This is a genomic window from Mesorhizobium yinganensis, assembly GCF_040081985.1.
Classification (GTDB): domain Bacteria; phylum Pseudomonadota; class Alphaproteobacteria; order Rhizobiales; family Rhizobiaceae; genus Kumtagia; species Kumtagia yinganensis.
In genome coordinates this window covers 28,054-45,343 of record NZ_JBEBMH010000017.1, presented here as the reverse complement: position 1 = coordinate 45,343, position 17,290 = coordinate 28,054, and the positions used below count along the sequence as shown (strand labels likewise).

Genomic DNA, 17,290 nt, shown 5'->3' with positions numbered 1-17,290 from the left:
AGCTGAGATGCTGGCCATGGCCGATCCACGACCGGTAGGGCTGTTGTGAACCGAGCTAAGCCTAAATTGGATTCGGGTTTGCAAGATGTCTTGGCTCGTTCGCGCCTTCGAGCCCGAGGTCGTCAGAGAGTCGAATTCTCACCCGTTGACTTGCCCCTTTGTCAGTGCTTAGCTGTCCCCAATATGAAACGGTCGTTCCATATTTGGAACAAATCAGTAGAGTGTTGGGAGGGACTTCATGGGGAACGCGGCCGTTGCGCCCGTGCTTCACGTTGGCAATAGCGCTTGCAGTTTCGTGCCCATTGTGGAAGTCGCCGCTTCTTCGCTGAAACTCTACCTGCGCGAAGAGCTGCGGTTGACCGGCAACAACAGCGGCTTCTTTGACCTGCCTTCTTGCCGACATGATGCTTGCGAGCCCTGTCGCTGCGCGTCTCTTCGAAGGTGGTATGCCGCGCTCGGGGTGGTGAACGTCGGCGTCCTCGCCGGCACGCCCTGGGGCGCGGCCAACACCCTGATGATCAATCGCATGATCGTGACGCTCGACTATTTTGCCCGCCGCCCTCGTCGACCGGCTCCGCGCCGGCGGCGCCTACAAGTATTCAACATCTCAAGGAACCCCGTGCCGTGAAAATCTCGGACATCACCATCAAGACGTTCAAAACCACCGCCGACCGATGGGATGTGGGCCATGCCCTGCCGCTGCCCGACATTGAGCTCATGCAGACGGTGCTCACTATCCATACCGACGAGGGTGTGTTTGGCCACTATCTCGGCGGCGGCTCGCATGGCGACAACGAAGGTCTGAACGTCGTCGACCAACAACTGATCCTGTGGCGCATCAAGGATCTGCTCATTGGCCAAGACCCGATGGACCGCGAGATGATCTGGAAGTGGCTCTGGGTTGCCAACGTCCAAGAAAACGTCGCGAGCGTAATCGACAATGCGCTCTGGGATCTCGCCGGGCGCTACGCCCAATTGCCGGTCTATAAGCTCATGGGGGGGGCCCGCGATAAGGTGAAGGCCTACGCTTCTACTTATCCCAATATCGGCAAGCCTCGTATCTATGCCGAGCATGCGCTTCAGTGCAAAAACGAAGGCTATATCGCCTATAAGATCCACCCGCACTATTTCTGGAATCCCGAGACCGGCAAGCCTACGCCTGGACGCCCTTCCAACATCAAGGCTGATATTGAAACGATCCACCTCGTGCGCGAGGCCGTCGGCCCGGACTACGTGCTGATGTACGACCCTTGGGGCACATACATGTCTCTTGAGGAAGCCATCCAGGTCGGACGCGAACTCGAAAAGCTCAACTACTATTGGTACGAGCATCCCATGCCAGAATACCGGGTCGAGAGCTATGTGCGCCTTTGCCGCGAACTCACCATCCCGATCCTTTCGCCCGAGATCGTCGCCGGCGGCGTCTTTTCCCGCGCCGAATGGATACTGCGCGGTGCGGGCGACATGAGCCGCATCGACGTGGTGCGCGGCGGCATCACCGGCGCCCGAAAGACTGCCATTGTTGCCGAGGCTTATGGGCTACGCTGCGAAATGCACATGGCAGGCTGGGGCAATCTCCAGGTCTGCGGTGCGACCCCGGAAGATACGTCCGAGTATTACGAGAAGGGCCTGCTCGCGCCGGGCGTCGACTATGACAAGCCGCACCCGTACCTGAAGAACGTCGTCGATAAGATCGATGCCGAAGGTTACGTGCACCTGCCCAAGGGGCCGGGCATGGGCTACGAGATCGAGTGGGACTACATTAACGACAACCTGATCGAGCCCAACGCCACAACCAAGAAGACCCACTGGTGACCCGGAGCGCCAGGCGCATGTCGAGCGTCATCCGATCCGTACAAGTCATGGATCTGCTGGCCCGCAGAGGCCCGCTAGGTGTCCGTGCCGTTGCCCAGCAGCTCAAGTTGCCGCTCGGCTCGTTGCACCGAGTATTGCTCGACCTCGCCGAAGCGGGGGTCGTCGATCGCACCCCGAGCGGCGAATGGGAGCTTAGCTTCCGCCTACTCGAGATCACCGGGCTGCAGCTCGAGCGCATCGACCTGCCGCGCCTTTGCCGCCCCTTTGCCGAGCGTATTGCCGAGGCAACTGGGGAGACAGTCAACGTCAACGTGCTGTCAGGTCACTTCGGCGTCTGCGTTGACAAGGTGCGCGGTAACGAGGGTATGCAGCTCGACTTGAGCATCGGCTCGCGCGGGCCGCTCAGTTGCGGCGGCGCCGGTAAGGCTATGCTTGCCTTTATGGCCGAGGACAAGCGCGAGGAAGTCTATGCCATGCCGCTTCCCGTGTTCACCAACCACACCATTGCCGACCCGCACCGCTTGCGCGAGGAAATCGATCGCATCCGCGAACGCTTCTATTCGATCGATGAGCAGGAAGTAGTGATAGGCGTCTATTGCGTCTCCGTGCCGATCCTCGACCGTTTCGGTCATTCCGCGGGCGCCATCAGCGTTACCGGTCCCTCGGTGAAGGAGCCAGGCGCCGGAATCATCCCGGTCGTAGAACAGCTCTGGGAGGCCTGTGAACACGTGAGCCGTCGCCTTGGTTTCGCCGGCGCTTGGCCTGCCGCCGCGCCGGCTTGCCACGGGCCCACCGTCTGAGGAGCTGTTCTATGGTTCGCATCACCTGATGATGAAGCTGAGCCGGCAACGGGACGATACGCGACCAGAAGCACAACGAGATCTAGCTCGAAAATATCAATCCCAATTTCTCGCCGATCCAGTAGCGGTCGAGGAGATGTTCCATTTCGTGCATCCGAAACCTGAACAGAAAGACGAGCCGATGAATTCCCCTGTGATTGAGGGCGTGGTTCCTATTCTCCTGACGCCCTTCTTTGAGGATGGTCGCATTGATGAAGAAAGCCTCGCATCTCTTATCAACTTTAACATCAGCTCGGGAGTCCATGGGCTCGGCGTGGCGCTCGGGAGCGAAGTGTTCAAGCTCACCGAGACCGAGCGGGCCCAAGTGATTCGCTGCGTGGTGGAGCATGTGCGCGGCCGCGTGCCGGTGGTTATTAATTCGGGGGCAAACGGAACGGAGCTCTCAGCGCACTATTCGCATATGGCAGCTGACCTCGGCGCCGACGCGTTGATGATTATGCCACCAAGCTTTTGGCCGATCGGGGCCGACGAGATCCTAGAGTACTACCGCAGGGTTTCGCGCGCGGTAGATCTGCCGCTGATCCTCCAGGATATCCCGCAGGCGCCTATTCCACCGGGGTTGGCGCTTCGGATCGCGGACCAATGTCCAAATGTACGCTATATCAAGGTCGAGACCCTGCCGGTCACTGTCAAGGTAGCGGATATGGCAACGGTGGTCGAGGATCGACTTGTGATCTTCGGCGGCGCGGGTGGCGGCTACTTCGTCGAGGAACTGCGACGCGGGGCGCGGGGCACTATGCCGTTCTGCAGCCAGCCCAGGCAATTTGTCGACGTGTGGGATCTGTTCCAGAAGGGCGATCTCGCGGCAGCGCGAAAAGTGTTCGACATATCCTTCACTGGGGTCAATCGACTCGCAACGCAGGGCAGCGACATCTTCTTCCACCTCCACAAGCAGCTGCTGGTGCGCCGCGGAGTGATCCGCACGGCCCATGTGCGAAGCCCCACCGTAGCGATCGATCCGATCACCCAGAGCGAAATCGACGAACTGATCGCCGGAATCGTCCCGACGTCAGCGCCCTATCCGGTCTGCGCTTGAGAACGCATGCTAGGGCGCGTTCGGTCAATCCGCGTCATATCCAGCAGCCTTGAAGTAGTTTTCGCATTGGGAGTTAATCTTACTGAGTCAGAAAGTCGCGGATGAGGGGGGATTCGCGCTGGTCGGGGATTTGTTAGTGTGCTGATTGGTGATCAGGGAAGCGCACTGCCATGCCCGACTGGACAGCCGAGAGTGAAGCCGCATTCGACGCTTATGTGGATGCTTTGATCGGGGTGATCGGCCACGCCGACCGCGCTGAGCCGCTGAAGGATTACTGTCTGGGACTTCTGATGCCGATGGAGCGCAAGAGCGTGGAGCCGTTGGCGGCCGTCACGGCGCCAACGCGGGTGGCGGCCAAGCATCAGTCTCTGCTGCATTTGGTGGGACAGGCGCCGTGGTCAGACGCGGCCTTGCTGGCACGGGTTCGCGGGCGGAGCGGGGCTCGGCGGCGGCGCGCCGCTCAATGGCCCAGACGGCCTACGCCGCCGCCCGGGCAGTGCTGCGCGTCGTGGAGGATCGCACCATTGGCGATGAGCACCGATTGCAGCTTGTTCACATCAAGATCGCGGACATTATGCCCGTGCTCCAGACAAAGCGCGGCAGCAGTGCCTGCCGCCTCGCCCATCGCCATGCACTGAGCCAGCAGACGACAACTTGCATGCGCGTGATAACTTGCCGATAGGCACCGCCCGGCAACAAGCACGTTGATCAAATCCCTGGGGATCAGGCATCGCAACGGAATGTCGTAGACGCCGTCGTTAAGAATATGGGTCCATTTGACACCCAAACCTCCTTGCTCTTCTACCGGAGAGCCGGATTGCGCGATGACGTCGCTGAACTTCCTCGCTTCCATCACATCAGACAACTCCAGGCGATATTCCCCGAAAACGCGGCGGCCCTCGCGCACTCCAATTTGAGTGCTGAACGCTACGAGCGTGGAATGTTGGAAGCCTGGAACATTGTCCCTGTAGAAGCGGTAGTACTCGTATGCCTGTTTTCGACCGAGAATCTCGGCGGTCGTCAGATCTTGCGGGTTAGTTGGGTTCAACCCGGAAATTCGGGTCGTGATGGCTTGCCCTCCGCCCTGGAAAAACGTTGTTCCGATAAAGCCATCGTCATGAGGCAAGTCATATTCACTGCCAGCTTGGGCTTGACGTAGTAGTTGCCTAATCCTGTCTTTTGGGATTTGCTTGTACGCATCCAGATTTATGCCGGCCAGGCGAAATGTTGTGGTGAGTGCCTGGGCCTCTCCCGTTTCTCCGGCCAATTCAAACGAAGCCCCGGCGAGTGCACAAACATCTGCGTCTCCTGTGCAGGGCGGTGACAAAGTAGACCATTGGAGCGCGGTCATGTTGGCGGTGCGGCGGAGTAAAAGCCGTCCAGTGGCTAGGCTGGTCCCTTTGGGGGTCGGCCGGGATGTTTGCCGTGGAAGTGTATGCCGCCGTCCGACATTTCGTTTTTGTCGAGGGGAACAGCCGTCGCGAGGCAGCGCGGATATTCGGGCTGAGCCGGGAGACGGTTTCGAAGATGTGCGTGTTCTCTTTGCCACCGGGCTATACGCGAACGAAGCCTGTCGCGAGGCCGAAGCTGGGTGCGCTGCTTTCGGTGATCGACGCGATTCTGGAGACGGATCGCGTGGGTCCGGTGAAGCAGCGGCATACGGCGAAGCGGATTTTTGAACGGCTGCGCGATGAGCATGGGTTCGCCGGCGCGGTGGCCGCAAGCGAGCGCTGGGCACGCGTCGGCCCATGCTCGTTCCGGATCGCGCCAACGCCCGGTGGAGCCTGGACTTCGTCTCCGACACCTTCACCGACGGTCGTCGCTTCCGAGTGCTGGCCGTGGTCGATGACTATACGCGGGAGTGCCTGGCGCTGGTCGCCGACACCTCGCTGTCGGGCCTGCGCGTCGTGCGCGAACTGGATAACATCATCCGCTGGCGCGGCCGGCCGGACACGATCGTCTCCGACAACGGCACCGAGCTGACCTCGACGGCGATCCTGCGGTGGTGCCAGCAGACCGGCGTGGAATGGCACTACATCGCGCCGGGCAAGCCCATGCAAAACGCCTTCGTGGAGAGCTTCAACGGTCGCTTCAGGGACGAGTGCCTCAATGACACGCTGTTCTCATCCTTATCCGAAGCCCGTAGCGCCATCACCTCATGGAAGGAGGACTACAACCGCCACAGACCGCACTCGGCCCTCGGCAACGTCCCGCCCGCCGAGTTCGCAATGAAATCTACGCTGGAAAAACAGGCCGCATGAGGCCACAAACAAAACTAGGACTCTCCCTCAAACCGGAGGAGATATGGGGCTCAGGTCAGCGGCAACGACTACTCGGTTCCGACCAGCCATGGCTTCCAGGAGGTGATGGTGAAGGGGTTCGTGGACGAGGTCGTCATCCTGTGCCGCGGCGAAGAGATCGCCCGACATCAGCGTTCCTATGGGTCCGGCGTCTTCGTCTTCGACCCGCTGCACTATCTGGCGCTGATCGAGACGAAGCCGAACGCGCTCGATCAGGCGGCGCCGTTGAAGGATTGGGGTCTTCCCGAGACGTTCCAGCCCCTGGGTCATCTCATGGAGGCCCGCATGGGCAATCGCGGCAAGCGGGAGTTCATCCAGGTTCTGCGGCTGATGGAGGCGCTCCCGAAGGAGGTCGTGGCCTACGCCGTCACCGAAGCGATCCGGCTCGGCGCGATCGGCTTCGATGCGGTCAAGCATCGCGCTGGCCCGCATCGAACGCCGTCCCGCGCGGCTCGATCTGAGCGCCTATCCCCATCTGCCGAAGACCAACGTGAAGACGACCTCGGCGGAGCGTTGGTGCACGGATCGTTCAGCGGTCATGATGCAGTCGCGCGGTGGTTGAGATATTCGGTTCGTCAGCTTCATGCCCTTCAAACACAATGCCGCCCGCCGCCATCGCATCGGCAAGATGAAGTTCAAGGTGACCAATTGGCCGGAGTATGAGGCTGGCCTTTGCCGACGCGGCAGCTTGACGCTGTGGGTGACCGCGGAAGCTTTGTCGCAGTGGCAAGCGCCGAAGCGCACGACCCGCGGGGGGCAGCCGCGTTACTCCGATCTGGCAATCGAGACCGCTCTGACGCTGGGACTGGTGTTCGGCCTGCGGTTGCGTCAGACAGAGGGCTTGCTGACATCGGTGTTGCAACTGATGGGGTTGGCTCTCGCCGTGCCCGATCATACCACGCTTAGCCGGCGGGCAAGCACATGGCGATCGTCTGACAGACGGCAAGGTTGCAGGATTCCAGGAGAAGGACCCATGCACGTTCTCGTCGACAGCACTGGGCTTGAAGTCTACGGCGCCGGCCAGTGGCTGGAGGAAAAGCACGGCGTCATGTCGCGGCGAAGCTGGCGCAAACTGCATCTGGCACTGGATGCCGACAGCGGCGAGATCATCGCCCACGTCATGACCGACCAGGACACAGGCGATGCCTCGCAGGTGGAGCCACTGCTCGACCAGGTCGACGTTTCGATCGGTCAGTTTACCGCTGACGGTGCCTATGACGGCAAACCGACCTACGATACCGTCAGCAACCACACCGCCGGCGCCGCGGTCGTCATTCCGCCGCGCGCCAACGCGGTGGAAGGATCGGACACCAGGCCCTCCAGTCAACGAAGCCGTCATATCGCGGCGATCAACATGGACGGCCGGATGCGGTGGCAAGCCGACACCGGCTACGGCAAGCGTTCGCTGGTCGAGACCGCGATCGGCAGATACAAGTCGATCATCGGTCGCCGCCTGCGGGCGCGATCCTTCGGGGCGCAACAGACTGAGGTCGCCATCGGCTGCGCCTCCCTCAATCGCATGTTGGCATGTGCACGCCCGAAATCCGTCCGTCGCATGACGGCCCCCGCATAGACGAAAACATCAAAGACCGCGTCAGACAAATTCCCGATCCATGCACCAAAGCCACAAATCAGCCGTTTTATGGATGGAAACCCGCTAGTTATGGTACATCGCCAGCCGCCCACCATCGATCACAATGTCGCTGCCGGCAATGTATGGAGCCTCGTCGGATAGGAGGAATACGGTGGTCATGCCGACCTCGTCAGGGCGGCAGACGCGTCGCGCAGGAATCAGTTCGTCCGTGGACCGACGCGCGCTGTCCGGATCTGGCAGACTGTTGAAATAGTCCTGAAGCAGGTCCGTATCGACATATCCGGGCGAAATCGAATTCACGCGGATGTTATTCGGCGCATACTCGACGCCGAGGGCCCGCGTAAGTCCGAGGATTGCAGATTTCGACACCGGATAGGGGAAACTCGCCGGGACGATCTGATGGCCGTGCACCGACGAGATATTGACTATTGCGCCGGCTTGCTGGCGCACCATTGTCGGCAGCACGGCGCGGCACCCATTCCATTGTCCCTTCAGATTGATGTTGAGGCAGCGGTGCCACTCCGCGTCGGGCATGGCCAGCGGCTCGTATTTTACGTTGATGCCCGCGTTGTTGACCAATCCGTCGATGCGACCGAACCGAGTGAGCGTCTCTGCTGCGACGCTATCGAAACGGCCCTGATCGGCGACGTCCAACTCCATGAAGATGCAACCATCACCCAAGAGTACGACCGCGTCGCGGGCGCGTTCTCCATCGATGTCCGTCAGAACGACCGTAGCGCCTTCGCGAGATACGCACCGCGCGATCGCATTACCGATCCCTTTTGCCGCGCCCGTCACGATGATCACCTTGTTGGCCAGGCGCCCTGCCGTTCTTGCCATCGATCCCTCCACTATCCTGTGCGGTACAACCCGTACCAGCAACGTTGACACTTATGATACTGTAGGCTACTACCATATAACAAGCTAGCCCTTCGCTCTCCGACATACCAGGAAAAGAGCCGTTTGGGTCAAGCCGAGCGGTTTCTTTCTAAAATGCCGCCGAGGTGCGGCTCGGGTCGGTTTGCATGAATGTGAGTTTGCAGTTCTTTCACGTCTGGCCGTTTCTAGGCGATCTAGCCGAAGGCGCCTGGCTGACCATCCTGCTAACGGTCAACGCTGCAGGAGCCGGACTCGTCATTGCCGCGTTGGGTGCCTTCGCCATACTGTCGAACGTGACGCCGACGGCCTGGATTGCGCGCAGCTATGTCGAGGCAGTACGCAACACTCCATTTCTCGTGCAGCTCTTCTTCATATACTTCTCATTGCCCCAGATCGGCTTGCGGCTTTCCGCCAATGAGGCCGCAGTGATCACCATGGTGATCAACTTTTCGGGCTATACAATTGAGATTCTTCGGGGCGGCATCCAGGCCATTCCAATCCCTCAGTGGGAGGCGGGCCGCTCGATCGGCTTTTCGCCTGGACAAATCTTCCTGCGCATTATCTTGCCGCAGGCGATACGGAACACCTATTCCTCACTCACCAGTCAATTCTGCCTGTTACTGCTTGGATCGTCGGTGGTGTCTGCAATCTCGGCGAACGACCTCACTGCCATGGCGAATTATATCCAATCATTGAACTTCCGCAGCTTCGAGGTCTACATCGTCACCGCTGGCATCTACCTCGTCATTGTGGCCGTCTTCAAAGTGGTTTTCGCACTAATCTGGCGCCTCTTCTTTGCGCGGTGGGCCTGAGCATGGAAACCGTAATCGCCTACTTGCCGGCCATCTTCGCCAGCACGGGCATCACGCTGATGCTCTTCATCACCGCCGCATTGATCGGTGCCACCGGTGGTCTTGCGATCGCCGTTGCTCATACCGCGCATCCGCTGTTGCGCATCCCTGCACGGCTAATTGTGTCGGTAATTCAGGGCACGCCCACGCTGCTGCAGCTCTTCGTTGTCCATTATGGTCTTGCCATTTTGGGCCTGCGGCTCCCCCCGTTGATTTCGGCCGTCGTCGCGTTGGCCATCTTTGCCTCCGGCTTTCTGGGCGAGATCTGGCGCGGTGCGATGGAGGCCGTTCCGAGGACTCAGTGGGACGCCTCGCGCAGTCTCGGCTTTGGTCGCCTGCATGCAATGGTCTTGCTGGTTGGGCCGCAGGCGCTGTGGATCGCGTTGCCGGCGACTGTCGGTTTCCTGGTCTCACTGCTCAAGACCACGTCGCTCGCCTCCATTATCGGCATCGTCGACCTAACCAAGACCGGCACGATGGTCGCCAACCTCTCGTTCGAGCCGATGCTCGTCTACGGGATCGTCGCGGCGATCTACTTCGCCTTGTGTTGGCCCTTGTCCCTTCTCTCCCGGCGTCTCGAAAGGCTCCAGCATGGCGCTCGTTAGCGTTCGAAATCTCTCCAAGCAATATGGCCAACTGCCGGTGCTCGATGGAATGAGCACCGAGATTGCCGCTGGCGAGGTCGTGGCCATCGTCGGCCGGTCGGGATCGGGCAAGAGCACATTACTGCGGTGTGTGGGCGGCCTCGAAGTGTTCCAGGCCGGTGAGGTGATGTGCGGGGACGCGGCGCTCACTGCCGGTCAGGTCGCAGGCAAGGACTACTTTCGCAACGTTGGAATCGTCTTCCAGCAATTCAACCTCTTCCCTCACCTCACCGTCTTCTCCAACGTCACGATTGCACTGCGCCAAGTGCAGAAGCTGAAGAAACCCGTGGCCGCCGAACGCGCCACCCAAGCGTTGCGGACGGTCGGCCTGCTTGAGAAGTCCGATGTCTATCCGGCCCGTCTGTCTGGCGGCCAGCAGCAGCGCGTGGCGATTGCCCGCGCTCTCGCACTTAAGCCCAAAATCATGCTGCTCGACGAGGTCACGTCAGCACTCGATCCCGAGCTGGTCGAGGAAGTAACGAACGTCCTGCGCGGACTCGCCGAGCAGGGCAACACGATGCTCATTGTCACCCACGACATCCAGTTTGCGGCAAGCGTGGCCGACCGCATTGTATTCATGCATGCCGGGAGAATCCATGAGGAGGTCAAACCCACCGATCTCCTGTCGCGTCCCCAAACCGAGGAACTAGTTCGCTTCCTCGGTCGCAAGAGAATGAACCCCAAGGAGGATCGGGTATGAGACTATCTAGGATCATTGTGGTGGCGGCCCTAACGCTCGTATCTATCGGCGTGCTGCCCGCCGCGGCACAAACGATCGAGGCCATCCAGCAGCGTGGCAAAATCGTCATCGGCATGGACCAGACGATCCCGCCCTACGGCTTCACCGACACCAGCACGCGGCCAAGTGGTTATGACGCCGACGTCTCAAACGCCATCGCAAAGGCGCTGGGCGTGCAGGTCGAGTTCGTACAGGTTGCCGGTCCCGGTCGAATTCCTGCTTTGCTGACCAATCAGGTAGACATCGTTGTGGCGACGCTGAGCATGAGCCCGGAGCGGGCCAACCAAGTGTGGTTCAGTATTCCCTATGGTAGTGTCGACGTGGTCGCCGTTGCGCACGACGACAAGGCTGCCATCGGCCCAGCCGACTTCGCCAATATGCGCGTCGGCGTGGTCCGAGGTGGCACGCAGGACACCTCGTTTACGCCGATCGCCGATCCAAGTACCGAGATCGTTCGCTTCGATGACGACGCCACCGTCGGGCAGGCCCTGCTCTCCGGCCAGGTGGACGCAATCATCGCCGCCAGCCATTGGGCGAGCGAACTCATAAAGCGCAATGACGGGGCTAACCTTCAGATCAAGTTCACGGTGCGACAGTCGCCCTACAGCATCGGCGTGCGCAAGGGCGAAACCGAGGTGCTGCAGTGGATGAACGAGTTCGTCGCCTTCCTGAAGTTCTCTGGGCAGCTCGATGCCATCCACCGAAAGTGGCTAAGCTCTCCGCTGCCCGAGCTCCCCGTCTGGTAGTGCCAACTCACCATGGGCGTGTCTTACCGGTGCACATAACCGACCGGATACTGCAATCAAACGGGGATGCCGTAGCAGAGGCAACGATGGGTATTTCAGATGGGCCGGATGCCCGTCGTGTACATGGCTAGCTGTGGAGCCTCAACAGGTTGTCCTCGGTTAGGGCGAGGCGACTGATAGGTGTTTTGGACTTTAGGCTGCCGTGTGGACGATGCCAATTGTAGCGGTGCATCCAGGTTGGCAACTCGGCAGCTCGATGCGTCGAGGTTGGATAGGCGATTGCGTAAGCCCATTCCGTAAGCGCCGTCTGGATGAAGCGTTCGGTCTTGCCGTTATCCGGTATGTGATCTTTGGTGCCTTTTCGTCCTGCTGTTCTTGTTTTGGAACGGCCTTATGGTGAGCCCATCCGGGACGTGGGGCACCGGGAGCACGAAGGTGCGGGCAGGCCGTCTTTAGACCATGGGCTGAGAGCCCGAGCTCGTTACATGGCCGCCCCTCGCGACTTTCCCGGATGCGCTGCGAGCGCGGATCAGTAGATGTCGTGTTGCCCGCCAGCTCCCGTCTTTGACCGAGCCAAGAAGGAGGAACGGGCATGCGCATCATCGGACTGGATATCCATCGCGCCTTCGCCGAGGCGGTAGCGTGGGAGGACGGCAGGCTCAGGCGGCTGGGTCGTGTCGACATGCGACGTGATCTGCTGGATGCCTTCGCCGCAAAGCTGTCGTTGGATGATGTCGTGGTGATCGAGGCGACGGGCAACGCGTCCTCGGCCGCCGCGGTTGTCGCGCCGCATTTGAAGAAAGTGGTGATCGCAAACCCCAAGCAGGTGCGCATCATCGCCTATGCCAAGATCAAGACGGACACGATCGATGCCAGCGTTCTGGCGCAGCTCTATGCCAGCGGCTTCCTGCCGGAAGTCTGGATTCCGGATGAGCCGACGCAGGCTCTGCGTCGACAGGTGACACGGCGCAATCAGATCGTACGGCAGAGATCACGATTGAAGAACGTCATCCAGTCGATTCTTCATAGCCACCTGATCCCGTCCTGCCCGCATGCCGACCTGTGCGGCGCCAAGGGCCGGTCGTGGTTGAGTGGGCAGATCGTGCCGGAGGACGAGCGCCTCGCGATCGATCGGCATCTGCGCGAATTCGACCGGCTGGGCGACGATCTTCAGGTGATCGAGCGCGATCTTGCCCGCGCGGCTCTCGCGGATGAAGGCGTGAAGCGGCTGATGACCATTCCCGGCGTCGATATGATCGTCGCGCTGGCGATGAAGGCGGCGATCGGCGACGTGTCACGCTTCGACGATCCGCAGAAGCTCGTCAGCTATCTCGGGTTGAATCCAAGCGTCCGACAGTCCGGACCAGGTCCGGCCTACCATGGGCGGATCACCAAGCAGGGCCGTGGTCATGCGCGAGGCATGCTCGTCGAGGCGGCCTGGGCGGCCGCTCGTGCTCCCGGACCGTTGCGAGCCTTCTTCCTGCGCGTGCGGGCCCGGCGCGGCCAGCATGTCGCGGCCGTGGCAACCGCACGCAAACTCGCTGTCGTGATCTGGCATCTGTTGATGAAGGGCGAGAGTTACCCGTGGGTTCGACCCTCCCTATATGCCAAGAAGCTGCGCGATGTGGAACTCAGGGCCGGGAGCAAGGCTTTGCGCGGCCAAAAGGGGGCCGCGCACGCCTACAACATCAAGAGCCACCGGGAAGAAGAGCGCCGCTGGGTCGAGCAGGCCGAGGGCGCCTATGCCCGCTTCGCTTGACATCGTCGCCGGTTGGAACCCGCGAGGTCCGAGAAAGGCGCGCACGGATGCCGCAAACGAGGTGCGACGATAGAAGCTGCGCGGCAGGGCTCTCACCTCGGACCCTGCTCTTCGCCACGCGGTCGTCCGTGCGCGACAGGAGAATAGCGCAGATTTATCAAAAAGGCTCTTGTCGATCACATCAGTGGTCTTGGGCGGTAGGGTCTTGTCCTGACATGCTTGAGGCCGAGATCGCGGCAGGCCTTGGCGAAGGCCTTCGATCTGTAGCAGGAGCCGTTGTCGGTCATGACGCGCGCGATCTCGACGCCGAGGCTGGCGTAATAGGCCACCGCCGCCTTGAGGAAGGCGATGGCGCGCTCCTGTTTCTCGTCGGGCAGGATCTGTGAGAAGGCGATGCGGGAAGCGTCGTCGATGCAGACATGGACTCCCAACTGCTGCCGCGCGAGCTGGCATTGCCGGTGCGCTTGCCGGTAATGCGATGACCGATGCGCTCGAAACGACCGAGCTTCTTGATGTCGATGTGGATCATCTCGCCGGGATGCTCGCGCTCGTAGCGCCGGACCGGTTCGGCCGGCTCGATATCGCTCAGCCGCGACAGTCCAGCACGCTTGAGAACCCGGCTGACGGTGGCAGGCGAGACGCCGACCTCATGGGCGATGTGCTTGCCGGTCCAACGTTGCCGCCGCAGCGCCACGACGCGTTCGGCGATCGACGCAGCAGCGGCCTGTGGCATATGGGCGGGCCGAGAGGAACGGTCGGCCATGCCGACCCGCCCCTTCGGCCCTATAACGCTCGACCCAGCGCGCCACGATCTTGGCAGACACGCCGTAAACGCGCCGCATGGGCTTTGGAAAAAGCGCCTTCCATCACCGACAGCGCCATCTCCTCTCGACGCAGCGGCGTGAGACGGGCATTCTTGTGGATGTTCATTCGGACCCTCCGACAAGTGCTGAAGCCTGGTAACTCCAGTCTCCTCGGTCCGGTCCGAATGGACAACCTCCCGAAAGCTCACAGCTAGCGAGCTAACTCGCCCGCATCGATCCCTCCACCATTCTGTGCGGTACAACCAACTCCAGCCACGTTGACACCCATGATACTGTAGGCTACTACCATATAACAAGCTGGCCCTTCGCTCTCCGACATACCAGGAAAAGAGTTGGGCGAAGCCGACCGTAACGATTTCCGGGAGGAGGAGCGAATGGACAAGCACCTGCGCAAACTTACAATGGCCGCGAGCGTGGCGGCGATGATGGCCGGTGTGCCGGCATCACACGCGGAGGACCGGGTGGTCGCCTATGTGAAAGGTTACACGGGCGACGAATACTACACGACGCAAGAATGCGGTGTGCTGGAAGCTGCCGAGAAAGCCGGAGTCAAGGCGACGATATCCGGGGCGGCGGAGTGGGACGCGGGCAAGCAGTCCACAGTCCTGCGGGCGGTTATCCAGACCAAGCCGGATGTCATCATCATCGATGCGACCGACTCCCGCGCCATGATCGCGCCGATCCAATCGGCTTCAGAGGCGGGTATCCCGGTTATGACGGTCGGCGACGACATCGAGGCCGAAATCCCCTTCACTTTCCTGGCCGCGAACCAGTTTCGCGGCGGAGAGATGGCGGCCGATCGCATGATCGGCAAGCTTCCCAGCGGCGGCAAGCTCCTCGTGGTGGGCGTGAAACCGGGCATCTCCTCGACCGACCAGCGCCAGCAGGGCTTCGAGCGGCGCATCGCGGACAATAAGAGGTTCCAATATCTTGGCGTCCAGTACACCGACAATGATCAAAACAAGGCAGCCGCGGTCGTTTCAGCCACCCTGCAGGCCCATCCCGACCTCGCGGGCATCTTTGCCGTCAATCTGATCACCGCTCAGGGTGCCGCCGCGGCGCTTCGTCAGGCCGGTGTCGCCGACAAAGTCGAACTCGTCGGCTTCGACGCCTCCCCGACGCTGGCAAATTCGCTCCGCGACGGCACCATCGATGCCCTTATTTCGCAGAACCCGCGCGAGCTCGGCGTGGCCGCCGTGGCCGACGCTGTCGCGTATCTGGATGGAAAGCGCGACTTTCCGCGCCGCCGCGAATTGGACCCCTTCATGCTTTCGGCTGACAATCTGGATACGCCCGAAGGCAAGGCCGCCCAGTATGTCGCGTCCTGCGATTGAACCCTTGAGCACCTTGGTCGGTCGACCGCAGCTAGGCGGGGGAATGTCCGTGACGGAAACATCGAGATCTCCGCTGCTTTCCACGCGGCGGCTCCACAAGAGTTATGGCCATGTCACCGCGTTGGCCGGCGTGGATATGGACATCCATGCCGGCGAGGTCGTGGCACTCGTCGGCGACAACGGCGCCGGCAAGTCGACGCTGGTCAAGATACTCTCCGGGGCGATCATGCCAACATCCGGGGCGATAACCATGTCCGGCGCCGATTTGACGTTCGGCTCGCCGCGCGACGCCGCGGCCCACGGCATCCAGACGGTCTATCAGGATCTCGCGCTGGCGGGCGACATGTCGATCGCCTCCAATATCTATCTCGGCCGCGAGATGGGCCGGCCCGGCCTGGCTGGGCGACTGGGCTTCCTCGACTATGGCGCCATGCGCAGAGGGGCTGACGCGACGCTGGCGCGCCTAGATATCCGATTGAAATCCGTGGACACGGAAGTGCGCGCTCTTTCTGGAGGGCAGCGCCAGTCCGTCGCGATCGCGCGTGCACTCGCCTGGGCCTCCAAGATAGTGCTTCTGGACGAGCCGACCGCGGCACTCGGCGTGGCGCAGACGCGCCAGGTACTTGAACTTGTCCGACGCGTGCGCGATCTCGGGCTCGGCGTCGTGCTGATCAGCCACAACATGCAGGACGTGCTCAGTGTCGCCGACCGCGTCGTCGTGCTGCGGCTCGGCGCCAAGGCAGCTGAATTCACGGCCGGCAATTTCAGCATCGATCAGCTGGTGGCCGCTATTACCGGTGCTGATCGGTTTTTAGCCGGGGGGTGAGGACGATGAGACCAAATTTGCATGAAGGCGATGTTGCAATTGTGAGCCGGGTCAGTGTAGCGCGATATATCTCACGCAATTTCATTCTTGTGACATTGGTGATGATCGTGGCCCTGTTCTCGATCGTCAGTCCGGGCAACGCATTCCTGTCATTTGTCAACTTCCGCAATATTCTCCTGGATGCCGCCTCGCTGAGCCTCCTAGCGGTCGGGATGACCTTCGTCGTTATCGCTAGGCAGATAGATCTCTCGGTCGGGTCCGTCCTGATATTCAGCTCGGTCGTGGCTTCGCAGACCTGCGTGGCGATTGCCGGGACAACGCAGGAGGTCGCGGCCGGCGTCTATCCACAGCTGGCGCTTGGCCTCGCTGCCGGCGCCGCGGCCGGCCTGCTGTCGGGCGCTGCGTGGGGGTACGTGAACGGTGTGCTCGTAGCGCGCGCGAACATCCCTTCCTTTGTCGTTACGCTTGGTTCGCTGGCCTGCGCGCTCGGGCTCGCGCAGATCATCTCTGGCGGCGTCAATGTCCGTTACGTTCCGCTCGAGGTGCAGTCATGGTTCGGCGGCAGGGTGGTGCTGGGGCTGCCGGCCGTGGTGTGGCTCGCGGGCGCGATCGCTGTGATCTTCGGTATCGTGCTGGCCGGCACCCGTTTCGGACATCACGTTTACGCGATCGGCTCGGACGAGGAGGCGGCAAGGCGCGTCGGTATCGACACCGTACGTGTGAAGATCTCCGTGTTTGTTTGGATGGGCGTGCTCGCCGGCGTCGCAGGACTGGTGGACGTCGCGCGCTTCACGACGACCAGCCTCGGCGGCCATGCTACCGACAACCTTGCGGCAATCGCCGCCGTGGTGATAGGCGGCGGCAGCCTCTTCGGGGGTCGTGGCACGGTGCTCGGCACGATGGTCGGCATCTTCATCCCGGCGGTGCTGCAGAACGGCTTCATCATAAATGGCGTGCAGCCCTTCTGGCAGAGCGTCATCATCGGCGTGCTGCTGGTGGCGGCGGTCGGACTCGACCAGTTGCAGCGGGCTCGAAGCAGCGGCCGGTAGTGTTGATGGACAGAACGGATTGGCCGATCCTCGT

The 17,290-nt window shown here is 61.3% G+C and carries 15 protein-coding genes and 6 pseudogenes; 17 read left to right on the top strand and 4 right to left on the bottom strand.

Annotated features, from left to right (window positions below; genetic code table 11):
- Positions 1 to 238: 238 nt before the first annotated feature.
- The 5 genes and pseudogenes from ABMA59_RS24960 to ABMA59_RS24940 all read left to right on the top strand — a co-directional run.
- The gene (locus tag ABMA59_RS24960) at positions 239 to 628 is read left to right on the top strand and encodes a hypothetical protein (protein WP_349008099.1); all 390 of its coding nucleotides are present in this window, start codon (positions 239 to 241) and stop codon (positions 626 to 628) included.
- A complete protein-coding gene (locus ABMA59_RS24955) occupies positions 625 to 1,815 on the top strand; it encodes an enolase C-terminal domain-like protein (RefSeq protein ID WP_349008098.1) in 1,191 nt (396 codons plus the stop codon). The genes ABMA59_RS24960 and ABMA59_RS24955 overlap by 4 nt, the downstream gene beginning before the upstream one ends.
- Positions 1,816 to 1,832: 17 nt before the next feature.
- Complete coding sequence (locus tag ABMA59_RS24950; RefSeq protein ID WP_349008097.1) at positions 1,833 to 2,615, top strand: IclR family transcriptional regulator; 783 nt, start codon at positions 1,833 to 1,835, stop codon at positions 2,613 to 2,615.
- On the top strand, positions 2,557 to 3,711 hold the full coding sequence (locus tag ABMA59_RS24945) for a dihydrodipicolinate synthase family protein (protein ID WP_349008096.1): 1,155 nt from the start codon (positions 2,557 to 2,559) through the stop codon (positions 3,709 to 3,711). The genes ABMA59_RS24950 and ABMA59_RS24945 overlap by 59 nt, the downstream gene beginning before the upstream one ends.
- Positions 3,712 to 3,881: 170 nt before the next feature.
- Positions 3,882 to 4,139: pseudogene (locus ABMA59_RS24940) on the top strand (transposase); the annotation flags it as partial.
- A 32-nt stretch (positions 4,140 to 4,171) separates the two neighbouring features.
- On the opposite strand, the gene ABMA59_RS24935 reads toward ABMA59_RS24940, so the two are convergent.
- The gene (locus ABMA59_RS24935) at positions 4,172 to 5,062 is read right to left on the bottom strand and encodes an FAD-dependent oxidoreductase (protein ID WP_349008095.1); all 891 of its coding nucleotides are present in this window, start codon (positions 5,060 to 5,062) and stop codon (positions 4,172 to 4,174) included.
- Positions 5,063 to 5,127: 65 nt separating this feature from the next.
- On the opposite strand from ABMA59_RS24935, the pseudogene ABMA59_RS24930 reads away from it, so the two are divergent.
- From ABMA59_RS24930 to ABMA59_RS24915, 4 genes and pseudogenes are all read left to right on the top strand, one after another.
- Positions 5,128 to 5,422: pseudogene (locus tag ABMA59_RS24930) on the top strand (IS21 family transposase); the annotation flags it as partial.
- Positions 5,412 to 5,972 (top strand): annotated as a pseudogene (locus tag ABMA59_RS24925) (IS3 family transposase); the annotation flags it as partial. The pseudogenes ABMA59_RS24930 and ABMA59_RS24925, both read left to right, overlap by 11 nt.
- 60 nt (positions 5,973 to 6,032) lie before the next feature.
- Positions 6,033 to 6,573 (top strand): annotated as a pseudogene (locus ABMA59_RS24920) (Mu transposase domain-containing protein); the annotation flags it as partial.
- Between the two features lie 21 nt (positions 6,574 to 6,594).
- Entirely contained in the window at positions 6,595 to 7,584 is a 990-nt protein-coding gene (locus tag ABMA59_RS24915; protein WP_349008094.1) for an IS5 family transposase, read from the top strand.
- Positions 7,585 to 7,668: 84 nt separating this feature from the next.
- On the opposite strand, the gene ABMA59_RS24910 is transcribed toward ABMA59_RS24915, so the two are convergent.
- Positions 7,669 to 8,445 carry an SDR family oxidoreductase gene (locus ABMA59_RS24910; protein WP_349008093.1) on the bottom strand — a complete coding sequence of 259 codons (777 nt, stop codon included), beginning with the start codon at positions 8,443 to 8,445 and terminating at the stop codon, positions 7,669 to 7,671.
- 185 nt (positions 8,446 to 8,630) lie between these two features.
- Here ABMA59_RS24910 and ABMA59_RS24905 point away from each other — a divergent pair, with 185 nt between their 5' ends.
- From ABMA59_RS24905 to ABMA59_RS24890, 4 genes are read left to right on the top strand one after another with little or no spacing between them, the layout of a single operon-like run.
- A complete protein-coding gene (locus ABMA59_RS24905; RefSeq protein WP_349008092.1) occupies positions 8,631 to 9,296 on the top strand; it encodes an amino acid ABC transporter permease in 666 nt (221 codons plus the stop codon).
- A 2-nt stretch (positions 9,297 to 9,298) separates the two neighbouring features.
- Positions 9,299 to 9,940 (top strand): amino acid ABC transporter permease, encoded by a 642-nt coding sequence (locus ABMA59_RS24900; RefSeq protein ID WP_349008091.1) that lies wholly within the window; start codon positions 9,299 to 9,301, stop codon positions 9,938 to 9,940.
- Entirely contained in the window at positions 9,927 to 10,679 is a 753-nt protein-coding gene (locus ABMA59_RS24895) for an amino acid ABC transporter ATP-binding protein (RefSeq protein WP_349008090.1), read from the top strand. The genes ABMA59_RS24900 and ABMA59_RS24895 overlap by 14 nt, the downstream gene beginning before the upstream one ends.
- Positions 10,676 to 11,464 (top strand): transporter substrate-binding domain-containing protein, encoded by a 789-nt coding sequence (locus tag ABMA59_RS24890; protein ID WP_349008089.1) that lies wholly within the window; start codon positions 10,676 to 10,678, stop codon positions 11,462 to 11,464. The genes ABMA59_RS24895 and ABMA59_RS24890 overlap by 4 nt, the downstream gene beginning before the upstream one ends.
- Positions 11,465 to 11,591: 127 nt before the next feature.
- Here ABMA59_RS24890 and ABMA59_RS24885 read toward each other — a convergent pair.
- Positions 11,592 to 11,804, bottom strand: a pseudogene (locus tag ABMA59_RS24885) (integrase core domain-containing protein); the annotation flags it as partial.
- Positions 11,805 to 12,071: 267 nt separating this feature from the next.
- Here ABMA59_RS24885 and ABMA59_RS24880 point away from each other — a divergent pair.
- Positions 12,072 to 13,223 carry an IS110 family RNA-guided transposase gene (locus tag ABMA59_RS24880; protein WP_425475983.1) on the top strand — a complete coding sequence of 384 codons (1,152 nt, stop codon included), beginning with the start codon at positions 12,072 to 12,074 and terminating at the stop codon, positions 13,221 to 13,223.
- Positions 13,224 to 13,411: 188 nt separating this feature from the next.
- Here ABMA59_RS24880 and ABMA59_RS24875 read toward each other — a convergent pair.
- Positions 13,412 to 14,153 (bottom strand): annotated as a pseudogene (locus tag ABMA59_RS24875) (IS481 family transposase); the annotation flags it as partial.
- Between the two features lie 268 nt (positions 14,154 to 14,421).
- On the opposite strand from ABMA59_RS24875, the gene ABMA59_RS24870 reads away from it, so the two are divergent.
- From ABMA59_RS24870 to ABMA59_RS24860, 3 genes are all read left to right on the top strand, one after another.
- Positions 14,422 to 15,381: an ABC transporter substrate-binding protein gene (locus tag ABMA59_RS24870; protein WP_349008088.1), complete on the top strand. Its 960-nt coding sequence runs from the start codon at positions 14,422 to 14,424 to the stop codon at positions 15,379 to 15,381.
- 43 nt (positions 15,382 to 15,424) lie between these two features.
- A complete protein-coding gene (locus tag ABMA59_RS24865) occupies positions 15,425 to 16,207 on the top strand; it encodes an ATP-binding cassette domain-containing protein (RefSeq protein WP_349008087.1) in 783 nt (260 codons plus the stop codon).
- 101 nt (positions 16,208 to 16,308) lie between these two features.
- The gene (locus ABMA59_RS24860; RefSeq protein WP_349008086.1) at positions 16,309 to 17,256 is read left to right on the top strand and encodes an ABC transporter permease; all 948 of its coding nucleotides are present in this window, start codon (positions 16,309 to 16,311) and stop codon (positions 17,254 to 17,256) included.
- Positions 17,257 to 17,290: the final 34 nt, after the last annotated feature.

Bases quoted from the DNA above. Each gene is read 5' to 3' on its own strand.
- ABMA59_RS24960 (WP_349008099.1), top strand. From the start codon at position 239: ATGGGGAACGCGGCCGTTGCGCCCGTGCTTCACGTTGGCAATAGCGCT.
- ABMA59_RS24950 (WP_349008097.1), top strand. From the start codon at position 1,833: ATGTCGAGCGTCATCCGATCCGTACAAGTCATGGATCTGCTGGCCCGC.
- ABMA59_RS24935 (WP_349008095.1), bottom strand. From the start codon at position 5,062: ATGACCGCGCTCCAATGGTCTACTTTGTCACCGCCCTGCACAGGAGAC.
- ABMA59_RS24915 (WP_349008094.1), top strand. From the start codon at position 6,595: ATGCCCTTCAAACACAATGCCGCCCGCCGCCATCGCATCGGCAAGATG.
- ABMA59_RS24910 (WP_349008093.1), bottom strand. From the start codon at position 8,445: ATGGCAAGAACGGCAGGGCGCCTGGCCAACAAGGTGATCATCGTGACG.
- ABMA59_RS24905 (WP_349008092.1), top strand. From the start codon at position 8,631: ATGAATGTGAGTTTGCAGTTCTTTCACGTCTGGCCGTTTCTAGGCGAT.
- ABMA59_RS24900 (WP_349008091.1), top strand. From the start codon at position 9,299: ATGGAAACCGTAATCGCCTACTTGCCGGCCATCTTCGCCAGCACGGGC.
- ABMA59_RS24895 (WP_349008090.1), top strand. From the start codon at position 9,927: ATGGCGCTCGTTAGCGTTCGAAATCTCTCCAAGCAATATGGCCAACTG.
- ABMA59_RS24890 (WP_349008089.1), top strand. From the start codon at position 10,676: ATGAGACTATCTAGGATCATTGTGGTGGCGGCCCTAACGCTCGTATCT.
- ABMA59_RS24870 (WP_349008088.1), top strand. From the start codon at position 14,422: ATGGACAAGCACCTGCGCAAACTTACAATGGCCGCGAGCGTGGCGGCG.
- ABMA59_RS24865 (WP_349008087.1), top strand. From the start codon at position 15,425: ATGTCCGTGACGGAAACATCGAGATCTCCGCTGCTTTCCACGCGGCGG.
- ABMA59_RS24860 (WP_349008086.1), top strand. From the start codon at position 16,309: ATGATCGTGGCCCTGTTCTCGATCGTCAGTCCGGGCAACGCATTCCTG.